9 protein-coding genes are annotated in these 12350 nt (G+C 45.3%); 2 read left to right on the top strand and 7 right to left on the bottom strand.

What is annotated here, in order from left to right:
- Nucleotides 1–7 precede the first annotated feature (7 nt).
- On the top strand, nt 8–1585 hold the full coding sequence (locus Q0110_RS00945) for a carboxylase (RefSeq protein ID WP_297900932.1): 1578 nt from the start codon (nt 8–10) through the stop codon (nt 1583–1585).
- 143 nt (nt 1586–1728) lie between these two features.
- Here the strand turns inward: Q0110_RS00945 and rpiB are convergent, their stop codons facing one another.
- From rpiB to Q0110_RS00915, 6 genes are all read right to left on the bottom strand, one after another.
- On the bottom strand, nt 1729–2160 hold the full coding sequence (rpiB, locus tag Q0110_RS00940; protein WP_297900929.1) for a ribose 5-phosphate isomerase B: 432 nt from the start codon (nt 2158–2160) through the stop codon (nt 1729–1731).
- Nucleotides 2161–2162: 2 nt separating this feature from the next.
- Entirely contained in the window at nt 2163–4193 is a 2031-nt protein-coding gene (locus Q0110_RS00935; protein ID WP_297900926.1) for a transketolase, read from the bottom strand.
- A gap of 208 nt (nt 4194–4401) precedes the next feature.
- Nucleotides 4402–5094, bottom strand: a complete 693-nt coding sequence (locus tag Q0110_RS00930; protein ID WP_297900923.1) for an NUDIX domain-containing protein — start codon at nt 5092–5094, stop codon at nt 4402–4404.
- Between the two features lie 20 nt (nt 5095–5114).
- Nucleotides 5115–6260, bottom strand: a complete 1146-nt coding sequence (galK, locus tag Q0110_RS00925; protein WP_297900920.1) for a galactokinase — start codon at nt 6258–6260, stop codon at nt 5115–5117.
- Nucleotides 6261–6367: 107 nt separating this feature from the next.
- Nucleotides 6368–7645, bottom strand: a complete 1278-nt coding sequence (locus Q0110_RS00920; RefSeq protein ID WP_297900917.1) for an MFS transporter — start codon at nt 7643–7645, stop codon at nt 6368–6370.
- A gap of 45 nt (nt 7646–7690) precedes the next feature.
- Entirely contained in the window at nt 7691–8767 is a 1077-nt protein-coding gene (locus tag Q0110_RS00915) for an aldose epimerase family protein (RefSeq protein WP_297900914.1), read from the bottom strand.
- A gap of 224 nt (nt 8768–8991) precedes the next feature.
- Between Q0110_RS00915 and Q0110_RS00910 the strand changes: the two genes are divergently transcribed.
- Nucleotides 8992–11451 (top strand): hypothetical protein, encoded by a 2460-nt coding sequence (locus Q0110_RS00910; RefSeq protein ID WP_366139620.1) that lies wholly within the window; start codon nt 8992–8994, stop codon nt 11449–11451.
- Between the two features lie 336 nt (nt 11452–11787).
- Here Q0110_RS00910 and Q0110_RS00905 read toward each other — a convergent pair whose 3' ends face one another.
- Complete coding sequence (locus Q0110_RS00905; RefSeq protein WP_297900909.1) at nt 11788–12318, bottom strand: DJ-1/PfpI family protein; 531 nt, start codon at nt 12316–12318, stop codon at nt 11788–11790.
- Between the last annotated feature and the right edge of the window lie 32 nt (nt 12319–12350).

Genomic DNA, 12350 nt, shown 5'->3' with positions numbered 1-12350 from the left:
ATTTGGTATGATACGTAAATTATTGATTCGCGATTTAACTCTTCGCGATGGTCAGCAATCGGCATTCGCCACAAGAATGTCTCAAGCACAAATAGACCGTGTGCTTCCTTACTATAAAGACGCAGGCTTTTATGCCATGGAGGTATGGGGTGGGGCGGTTCCCGATTCCGTGATGCGTTATTTAGGCGAGAACCCTTGGGATCGTTTAGAGATTGTCAAAGAAAAAATAGGAGATTCCTCAAAGTTGTCCGCTCTTTCCCGCGGACGTAATTTATTCGGTTATAATCCTTATCCTGATGAGATTATAGAAGGTTTTTGCCGTAACTCGATTCGTTCCGGCATTGATATCATGCGTGTTTTCGATGCTTTGAACGACGTGGATAACATGAGATCTACGATTCGTTATGTGAAGAAATTCGGAGGACAAGCCGATTGTGCCATCTGTTATACGATAGATCCGTATCATTCTCCGGTGGAACGTATAAAGGCCGCCTTGCATGGTCGTCCTTTGCACAAGCCTGTTTTTACGGACGAGTATTTCTTGAATAAGGCCCTCCAACTGGAGTCGCTGGGGGCTGATATGATAACCATAAAAGACATGAGTGGTCTGATTCCTCCGGCTCGTGCGGCAGAGTTAGTACGGTTATTTAAGAAAAAACTGAAAGTCCCGGTCGATTTTCATACGCATTGTACACCCGGTTATGGATTGGCCTCGGTTGTATCTGCTATTATCAATGGGGTGGATATCGTTGATACGAATATCTGGAATTTCGCGGGGGGATCGGCTGCTCCCGCCGTAGAGCTAATCTATATTTTCTGCAAGAAACTGGGTATCGAGCTGGATATTGATATGGATGCGGTCGCTAAGATCAATAAGGAGCTATTGACGATTCGTAAGGAACTTTCTGTATTCGATGCGGCGAAAAAAATCCCGAGGCCTTTTAACCCCCTGGAGGATAGTTTCCCTGCCGAGATCGATCGTTTCTTTAACGATGCCATAGAAGCTGCCAGAAAAGATAAAGAGGATGATCTGCTGCTTTATTGCCATGCGATCGAGGAGTATTTTAATTTCCCGGAGCCGAATGAGCTCGTGAGAAAAGCGCAGATCCCGGAAAGCATGTATACGAATATGGTTACCCGGTTGAAGCAATTGGGACAGACCGGCTTGTTGGAAAGGGCGATGTCTTTGATTCCGCAAGTACGGATGGATGCCGGCTTGCCTCCGTTGGTAACACCTACGAGCCAGATTATCGAGGCACAGGCGGTATCTTGTGCGTTAAACGAGCTGGATGGTCGTCCGATGTATAGTAATCCTTCCAATCAGTTCGTTGCCTTGGTAAAAGGAGAGTATGGCAAGACTCCGGTTCCGGTTGATCCGGCGTTTCGGCTGGAAATCGCCGGCGTACGGAATGAGGTTCCTTACGATGGCTCGCATTATGTGATGCAAGAAAATCCCGTATTAGAGGATTTAGGTGTGTTATTGGCTGATAATGAGAAAGAAATCCTGTTGTTGGAATTGTTCCCGACAGTGGCCCGTACATTTTTAACTAAATGGAAAGAACAAAAAGCGAAGTTAGATGTTTAATGTAATAGAAGGTCATTAAATTTGGCATCCGTCATCTATTATATGTACGTTGCCGTTTAAACGGTGATACGAAAAGGCTCTCCGAATGGTAAGCGAACCATGGGAGAGCCTTCTTTATTTATAAAGTGATTTTATTACAGACTTTACAAAGGGATCTTGTCTATGCGACGTTGGTGACGGCCACCTTCGAAAGGTGTATCCAAGAATATTTCAACGATTTTTTTAGCCTCTTCATGGCTGATAAAACGGCCGGGCATTGATAACACGTTCGCGTCATTATGCTCGCGTGCCAGTTTCGCGATATCCTCTTGCCAACATAAAGCGGCACGGATACCCCGATGCTTGTTCAATGCCATGCTAATACCATTGCCTGTGCCACAGACTGCTATTCCCGGATAAACCTCGCCATCCTCTATGGCCTTGCCCATCAGGTGGGCGAAATCCGGATAATCGCAACTATCGGAGGAATAAGTCCCAAAATCTTTGTAAGACAACCCTCTTTCATCGAGGATTGTCTTTATATATTCTTTTAACTCAAAACCAGCGTGATCGCTACATAAACCTACTATACCCATCTTTATGCTAATAATTCTTTTACTTGGTTATAAACGTTCTTAGCCGTGAAGCCTAATTTCTCGTCCAATACTTTGTAAGGAGCGGAGAAACCGAAGGAATCAAGTCCCCAGACCTTACCGTTAGAACCTACCAAACCTTCCAGATTGACCGGAAGACCTGCGGTTAAACCGAAGATCTTGCTTCCTGCGGGAAGGATGGATTCTTGATATTCCTTACTTTGTGAACGGAATAAGCCTTCGGAAGGAACAGAAACGATACGAACCTTTACACCTTCGGCACGAAGTAAGGCCGCGCCCTCGACCAAGGTCGATACCTCGGAACCGGAAGCTAAAAGAATTACATCCGCATTAGCGTCCTCATTGACGATATAGGCACCCTTTTCCGCTTGCAAAGCCTCTTGATAGCGGTTTTCTATAGCGGGAAGGTCTGTGATATTCTGACGGGAAAGAATCAAGGCGGTAGGAGTATGGGTATTTTCCATCGCTAGTTTCCAAGCGACCGTAGTTTCCTCTACGTCTGCCGGACGAAGCACCAACATGGAGTTGCGCCCTTTATGATTCTTCAATTTCTCTAACAAACGTACTTGGGCCTCTTGTTCTACCGGCTCGTGCGTAGGTCCGTCTTCTCCGACGCGGAAAGCATCGTGTGTCCAGATAAATTTTACGGGTTGCTCCATCAATGCGGCCATACGTAACGCAGGCTTCATATAATCCGAGAACACGAAGAATGTACCGCAAGCGGCGATCACTCCACCGTGCAGAGACATACCGATACAGATACAAGCCATGGAAAGCTCCGCTACGCCGGCTTGAAGGAACGCTCCGCTAAAATCACCTTTCACGAAAGCATGGGTCTTCTTCAAGAATCCGTCGGTCTTATCAGAGTTGGAAAGGTCGGCAGAGGCGACGATCATGTTTTCCACATGGGTAGCAAGTACTCCCAATACGGTGGCGGAAGCGGCACGGGTCGCTTGGTTCGCTTTCTGTTCGATTGCGTCCCAGTCGATTTCGGGAACCTTTCCGGAGAACCATTGCTCCATTTTAACCGCCAAATCCGGGTGAGCTTTAGCCCATACGTCTTTTACAGCGTATCGTTCGGCAACGATTATTTCCAGCTCTTTCTCTCGTTTGGCATATAATTCGGCTACCTCGGGGAAAATCGTGAAGGGATGTTCTGGGTCGCCTCCTAGGTTCTTGATCGTGTCCGCGATAGAGGCTCCAGCCGCGGATAGAGGTTGTCCGTGGGTGGATACCTTATCCTCGTAGGAGCTATTATCCGCGCCGACGGCACCTTTTCCCATGATCGTATTACCGATAATCAACGTCGGTTTGGAGATCTCGGCCTTAGCCTCTTTCAAGGCTTTACGGATCTCATCGACATCGTTACCGTTTATTTGGATGACTTTCCAGCCCCAAGCCTCATATTTCATAGCCACGTTCTCTGCGTCGACCTCCTCTACCTTGGTAGATAGCTGTACGTTGTTTGCGTCGTAGAACATGATCAAGTTGTCTAATCCCAATGTTCCGGCGATACGTCCGGCCCCTTGGGAGATTTCCTCTTGGATACCACCATCGGAAATATATGCGTAAATAGTCTGGTTCATTACTTCCTCTCCCAGACGTGCTTTCAAGAATTTAGCCGCGATAGCCGCACCTACCGCATAAGTATGTCCTTGTCCCAATGGGCCGGACGTGTTTTCGATACCACGCATTACATCTACCTCGGGATGCCCCGGAGTAACGCTTCCCCATTGACGAAACTGTTGAAGTTCATCCAACGTGAATTTGCCGCTTAAAGCCAGTACGGAATAAAGCATCGGAGACATATGCCCCGGGTCAAGGAAGAAACGATCGCGTCCTTCCCATTTCGGGTTCTTGGGATCGTATATTAAGAACTCAGAGAACAGTACGTTAACAAAGTCTGCACCACCCATAGCACCACCCGGATGCCCGGAGTTCGCCTTCTCCACCATTGACGCAGCCAGTATACGGATGTTATCAGCTGCTTTGTTCATTACTTGAATATCGTTCATTTTATCAGATGAATTATTATTTGACTGCAAAGATAATCAAACTCTTTGTAAGAGCCGTTATATCAATCAAACAATTCCTTTTCGGTAAAGGTTCCTGTTTTTTTATCTTGGGGGGTAAACAGGGGGTAACTGCGTTGAATTACAAATAGGAGCCTATCGTGTAATTGGTTTGTCCGGCGTGAATGGATTTGAGGTATATTTATGGGGGCTAGAGCGAGAAATCGAAACCCTGCTCAACCAGTTTATTGTATTTCTTTGCGTTGAATTTGTATAGGAAAGCCCCTCGTTTAGAACTTTTCTTGTCTTTGATATCCAACTTTTCCAGAATGGCCATGGCGTTTAGCTTTTTGCGGAAATTTCGTTTGTCCAAGGAGGTTTGGTAGATCGCCTCATACAAGGTTTGTAGTTGAGGCAGGGTGAATTGCTCGGGTAGCAAATTGAAACCGATAGGACGGCTAGCCGCCTTCTTTTTTAGGACAGACAGTGTATCCTTTATCATCTGGTTGTGGTCGAAGATCAGGTCCGGAAGCTCGGATATCTTAGTCCAGGTAGCGTTATGGGCTTCCAGTATCTCGGGGTTGAAATCATTCATGTTCACCAAAGAATAGTAAGCTACGGAGATAACCCGCTCCCCCAGGTCGCGCGATACATCTCCGTAAGCCCCTATTTGTTCCATAAAAAGACGCTCGATACCCGTACAATCGGTTAATACCCGCGATGCCGCTTCATCCACGCTTTCCCCGGATTTCACGAAGCCTCCCATAAGGGACCATTGTCCTTTCATCGGCTCGAACGAACGTTTGTATAGTAATACGTTTAGTTCCTTATTGTTAAAACCGAGAATGATACAATCTACGGCAACATAGAATTTCACTTCATCTTGATAAAAAGCGGTTGGCATCGTTTTATGGATTTAAAAGATTAGCAGAGTTTGTGCGCTCCGTCACTGATTACTACATTATATAATTTGGGCTCGCGGCCAAACTTCTCCTTGTATGCGGAGAAAGCTTTCTTCACGAATTGGTCGTATAGCTCATCCTTAACCAAGTTGATCGTACAACCGCCGAATCCTCCGCCCATTACACGAGAACCCGTTACGCCACATTCCTTGGCGATATCGTTCAAGAAATCCAGTTCCTCGCAACTAACCTCATAGAGCTTGCTCATGCCGTGGTGAGTGCCGTACATCTTTTCGCCGACAGTCTCGTAGTCTCCTTTCTCCAGCGCGGCACATACATCGAGTACACGTTGGATTTCCTCAATGACATATTCGGCGCGCATATAATCCTCGGCGCTGACATCCGCTTTTACCTCGTTCAGCATCTCCATCGTAGCGTCGCGTAAGAACTCTACTTCCGGATGGTTACGGCGAATGGCGGCTACCACGTTCTCGCAGGATTTGCGACGTTTATTATAGGCGGAAGACGCCAACTCGTGCTTAACGACGGAATCCAATAACACGAGTTTATAGCCAACCGGGTTAAACGGATAATATTTATATTCCAAAGAACGGCAATCCAGACGAATCAAACTTCCTGCCTTACCGAACACGGAAGCGAATTGATCCATGATACCGCAATTCACGCCGCAATAATTATGTTCCGTGGCTTGACCGATCTTAGCCAACTCGAATTTATCGATATTCAATGAGAATAAGTCGTTCAAGGCAAAAGCATACGTGCTTTCCAATGCCGCGGAAGAAGACATTCCCGCGCCCAAGGGTACATCACCCGCGAATACGGTGTCGAAACCTTGTATAGCGCCACCGCGCTTGATTATCTCGCGGCATACGCCGAAGATGTATCTTGCCCAGCTTGCGGAAGGAGCATCCTCCTCGGTCAAGCCGAATTCGGTATAATCATTCAAGTCGATAGAAAAAGCCCGGACTTTACCTGTTCCATTCGGCTTGATCTCTGCGATCATCCCTTTATCTACGGCGCCGGGAAAAACGAATCCTCCGTTGTAATCGGTATGTTCACCGATCAGGTTAATACGTCCCGGAGATGTGTATAAGCTACCTTCAGTATTAAATAACTCTTTGAATTTAGTTCTGATTTCTTGTTGCATGATATTTAATTTGATTAAGGTAAATAATTGAATAAACAAGAAGAAATTATCCCTTCAGAAAACTCTGCCGGATAATTTCTTCTTTATCATACTATGTCCTGTCCTTATTATTCAACAGGAATATCTTTGTTTACGTTCTTGCTACCGATCAAAGCGTAATATAGCAAATAAGCCAATCCTAAGAATACTACCCAGAAGCTAGTGACAAAGCCACCTGCGTCGGCTACGGCACCTTGGATCAACGGAAGGATACCACCACCGCAAACCATTACCATGAAGATTCCGGAAGCGGCTGCCGTATATTTGCCCAAACCTTCTACCGCTAAGTTAAAGATACCGCCCCACATGATGGAAGTACACAGACCGCAAAGAGCCATGAACATGATTCCGACCGGAACCTCTACCATACCAAAGGAGATATCAGACAAGAATACGGGCATACTGACTTTCGTAGTCTCAGGGGCGAAAATAGCGATCAAGATGAAAATCATACCGATTGTAGCTGCCGACGACAACATCGTCTTACTAGAGATCTTCGCTCCGAAAGAAGCGCCGAACAAACGTCCGATCATCATCAAGAACCAATATGTACCTACGATAGAACCGGCTACGGTAGGATCGATACCGATCTCGGGAGAAGTGGCGAACAAATTCATGAAGTTGGGGATACCTACCTCAACACCTACATAGAGGAAAATCGCGATTGTTCCTAAAATGAAATGACGGAAAGACAAAGCGCTGTGTTTGTCTGGAGTCTTAGGAGCGTCTCCTTCTTTCACCATGTGTGGTTCAGGGATATCCATGATAAATAATACCACGAATACGATCGCGAAAATACCCATGGCCAAGAACAATGCCGGATTTGCGTCGCTGATCTGTGCCTTGGCTACATCACCCATTAGATAACCTACCAATACGGGAACGATTGTGGCTCCGATAGAGTTTACAGAACCTGCTACCTGAATCAATTGGTTACCTTTGTTTCCACCGCCGCCAAGCGTGTTAAGCATCGGGTTTACCACGGTATTCAACATACACATGGAGAAGCCGGATACGAATGCGCCTGTCAGGTAAACCGCGTAACTGCTTACCACACCGGAAAGGAAAGAGATTCCCACGCCGCAGAAACCTACGATAATCGCTAACAAAGCGGTTTTCTTGTAACCGATCTTCTGCAATAACATACCGGCCGGGATACCCATAAAGGCATAGGCGATAAAGTTTGCCGCGTTACCCAGTTGCGACATAAAGTTGCTGGCAGCGAATTGGTTCTTAACGATAATACCGAATGGGTTCTGCAGACCCGTCACGAAAGATATCATGAAGAAGAGAGCCACCATCATGATAATAGGCAATGTGTAATTCTTTTTTGCTGTTGATTCCATTTCTTTTTTGTTGTTTTAGATTATTAGATTACTTAGATTATTCTCTTATTCTACACTGAATTTATAAATAGTAGTACTTTGGAAAGCCTCGCCAGGACGGAGTTCCGTTGTCGGATATTCCGGTTTGTTGGGGCTGTCGGGGAAATGTTGGGTCTCCAGGCATAAAGCGGCCCGTTCCGGGTAACGTTGTCCGTTCTTGCCTTCGAAGTTCCCGGTCATCCAGTTTCCTGTGTATAATTGCACACCCGGTTGGGTCGTATAGGTTTCCATTACGATACCGGTCTTGGGGGAAGAGCAGCGGGCACAGAAAGAAAGTTCGTTACCTTCTTTGTTCAATACGTACGTGTGGTCGTATCCCTTACCGAATACAAGCTGCTCGAAATCGTCGTTGATTCGCTCACCTACCTCATGAGGCGTCCGGAAATCCATCGGTGTACCTTCTACCTTTTCTTTGGGTCCGTACGGGATCGCCGTATTGTCCGTAGGCAGGTAATAGTCGGCGTTGATCGTGAGGATATGGTCTCCTATATAAGGATCTCCAGCGCCGGATAGATTAAAGTAAGAATGATTGGTCAGGTTTAAGACCGTAGGTTTGTCCGTCGTGGCCTGATAGGAGATAACGACCTCGTTCTCATCGGTCAGATGATAAGTTACGGTTGTTTTTAATTCTCCGGGGAATCCCTCCTCGCCGTCAGCGGAGGTATATTTCAACTCAATGGTTTGTTCGTCTATTTGTTTGGCGTCCCATACGACAGCGTTGAATCCTTTGATACCGCCATGTAAACTGTTGGGGCCGTTATTTATGGCTAACTTGTCATAAGTAATTCCATCAATCATGAATTTTCCTTTGGCGATACGATTTCCATAACGACCGCAAATAGCTCCGAAATAAGGTTCCTCTGATGTTAAGTACTCTTCAATCGAATTATGGCCGGTAACGACATCGGTCATTTTTCCATTCTTATCCGGAACCATCAGCAAAACGATTTTCGCTCCATAATTCGTGATCGCTAGCTCTGCTCCAACCTTGTTACACAGGGTATAAAGCGCTGTTTCTTTCCCGTCAATTTGCTTGCTGAAATTGGCTACAGACAAGCCCGACAGTGTATTTTTGTTCTTCATGCGTATCAATATTATTGAAATTGCGTGTAAAAGTAACTTTCTTCTTTGTATTTATAACCTTTCTGAATAATGTTTTATAGCATGATTTTAGAATTGCCTACCCGAAATATATGATTATTGCCTGTTGATACGTCGAGTCCTTGATTCTTCTCTTGCGCTAAAAAACAAAACAACTCTTGTCTTACCCCTGTTATTAGCAAAACAAAATCAGAAAGAAATTGCCCATGCGGTCATCTTATAGATATATCATATTTATATTCTTTGTGCTTATGCCCGGCTTGCTTTGTTCCCAGTCTCAGGATTGGGTACGTAGGTCTATCTATCCCCAAGCGGATAGTGGCAAGAGCAAGCTATATAATTGGATGTGGGGACGGCATTACCGTCATCTCTATACGATCCCGGTTAGGGTTCCTTCGGCTACGATAGAAACGTTGGGTGGCGGGATGGATGTCATCGGGTGGATGGAAGGTTTTCATGGATGGTTGCTGGAGAATAAGCGTAAACAATTGTTTTTGTTGAAACCATTGGGTGGCTCGACAAGTTTTTTGGAGTCGAGGCTTTTCCGGGAAATATATAATAAAGCCGATTTCAAGAACACGTATCTGGATGAGTTTCTGGGAGATGCTTATACGATAATCAATCCTTATACCTTCGTGGTCGCTGATTTTTTAGCGAAATCCGCGGGATTGAGTTTCTCTCCATCCCGTATTTATTATGTTTCTTCTCACGCACGGAGAGACACAGCGACAGGCGATAATGATATGCTGGATAGACTGGTCAATCTGATACATGTACCGGATGTTAATTTGAGTTCTGATTTGTATACCACCGAGGAATTTCTGGACAGCCTTCAAGTGAGTAAAAGCCATATGGCAGATCAAGATCTATATATTCGGGAACGTATTTTCGATATGTGGATCGGGGATTGGAATAAGACGGGCGAGAACTGGAAATGGCAGTCGCGTGCCGTAAATGATAGCGTGATTTATACCCCGGTCGTGATCGATAGGAATCATGCTTTTACGAAGGTAGACGGAGTATTGTTCAAGCGAATGTTGAAGATGCTCTCGTTGGATTTTATTTGTAATTATGATAGTCTTATTTTAAAAGATATAAAGAGAATCAATAAGCTGGCTTTTGCGTTGGATATGGCGGTAGCGGGTCGCAGCGATGAATCGGTTTGGATACGCCAGGCCCGAGAGCTCCGAAGACAGATGACCGACTCTTTGATCGATAGCGCTTTCACTTATTTGCCGGAAGGCGTGAAACATGAAGAGATAGAGCTGATCAAACGAAAGCTGAAACGAAGGAGGCAAGAGTTGGAGGCGGTTGCCGGCCGGTATTATCGCTTATTGCGACGTACACCTGTAGTCGCCGGGACCAATCGATCCGATTATTTCTTGATCGAACGGCAGGCGCCCGACCGGACTGTTTTACGGATGTATGATCCCGAGACCGGTGATTGTAGGTTGGAACAACAATTTTCCGGCAAGGAAACCAAGGAACTGTGGCTATATGGGCTTGCGGGAAACGATACGTTTGAAGTGAGAGGCAATATGCGGAAAGGCTTCCCGATATACTTGATCTCCGGAGAGGGGGAGAATCGGTATCGATTGAATCGAAGCCGGAAAATACATGTCTATGATAAGGATTATACATATGATTACCGGAAAATAAAATACCATAAGATCTCTTTTACCCCGTGGGGAATATACGATTCCGATAAAGGTATTAGTTTGGGTACATTCTTTACATATACGATGTATGGCTTTAAACGGGCCCCGTTTACCTATCAGCATCGGATCGGATATAATTATTTAAAAGGGTTCATGTATGCGGGAATCTTCCCTGGTTATGACGGTCGAAGACGTTTATACTTGAATGCCTCGATCTCTTCACCCCGTAATTTCGAGAACTTTTTCGGTTTTGGAAATAATACGGCGGGTTATAAGGAGGAGAAAAAGAATTATAACCGGGTGAAGCTCCGGACGTATCTGTTTAATCCATCCTTCGAGATGGATCTGAGGAAAGAAGAGGTGTTGACTTTCTTCGGTTCTTTGGATATGTATAAAGCCAAACGTACGGATGATCGGTATATTTACACGGTTTATGGAAAAGATCATCCTATTTTCCGCACGAATTATTTCGTAGGTCTTGGCGCTACTTACCGGATAACGAAACGGCTCTGTTCGTGGCTTCCCGTATTGGAAACGGAATGGACGGCCGGTTGGAAAATGAATTTGAGAAAGCCGGAACGTAATTTCCCGTATGTACAGGGAAGCCTTTCGTGGAACGTTCGGTTCTCGGATCGTTTTACTTGGGCCTCCTTGATGAAGGGAACGGTATTGTTCGATAATGATTACGAGTTCTATCAAGCCGCCACGATTGATTTGAGAGGATTCCGTGATAACCGTTTTATCGGGAAGCAATCTTTTTACCAATACTCGGATTTACGTTTGGACATGGGAAAACTGAAGAATCCGTTCACTCCCTTAAAATACGGCCTGTTTGCGGGATTTGATTATGGACGGGTCTGGTTTCCCGGCGAACGTTCCCATAGCTGGCATACCTCTTATGGTGGCGGGATCTGGCTTACTTTCTTGAATAAGTTCACCACTAAATATTCTTGGTTTGGCTCGGCAGAGAGCTTCCGGTTCGCCTTTGAGTTGGGACTTGGTTTTTGAAACAACCTCGTATCCTCGCGAGTCTGATGAGGGAAATTCCCATAACGGCAGGGAGGTTTATTGTGGATATTCTATCTATTCTGATCCTTTGTCGTATGATGGGGTAAAAACACGTACGTGTTAATAGAAAAACATGTACGAGCTTTTTGAAAAACACGTACATGTTTTTTCGAAAATATAATCATGCTTATAAAGGGGTAATAATAAGCTGTTTGCATATTTGTGTCCAACCGATTTCCGGATCAACCCCAAATACGCGAAGGAAGAAGCGATGTGAATGCTCCTTCCCCTGCGTTTGTATCCTGTCCGAATAGTTGGTTTTATCGGTTCTCGAATTTATTTCTTCAAGACTTCCAATACTTGAGGCATCATAGTACAGATATAATGTTCTTCTTTCGCTGTGAAGAAGTTGCCGTCAACTACGGAATCCTCGTCTGTGGCTAGTCCTTTGCTAATGGCAGGTTTAGCCAACGGATGTACCGCCAACTTCTTTCCTTCCGTGATTCCGGTGAAGTCGAAAAGCATGGCGGCAGCGCAATGTCCGATCATAATCTTACCCTTTTCCCCGAAATTCTTAATCACTTCCATTAGGTCAATATTGTATTGTTTGCTGGCGTTCTGCTGGAAAACGGGAACTGCGTCGCCGCAAGCGAATACCATCGCGTCGTATTCATCTTCGCGTCCTTTTAAATTAGCGATTACGTCGTCTGTCGTCAATGCTATGCCGGAGTTCGTTTTGATCTCTTTTGAATCGGCTACCGCATATACTTTATAAGTAATGCCATTCTCGAAAAATGATTCCAAATATTGGAACAAACCGGATCCGTTTACTGGATTTACCGCTAAAACTGCTACTTTCTTTGCCATAGTCATGAATTATTAAGTGAGACAATAGTTAT

It is taken from the genome of uncultured Parabacteroides sp. (genome assembly GCF_947855115.1).
In the GTDB taxonomy this organism is placed as follows: domain Bacteria; phylum Bacteroidota; class Bacteroidia; order Bacteroidales; family Tannerellaceae; genus Parabacteroides.
The sequence above is the reverse complement of the archived record's forward strand: the minus strand, read 5'-3'. Positions and strand labels throughout refer to the sequence as shown.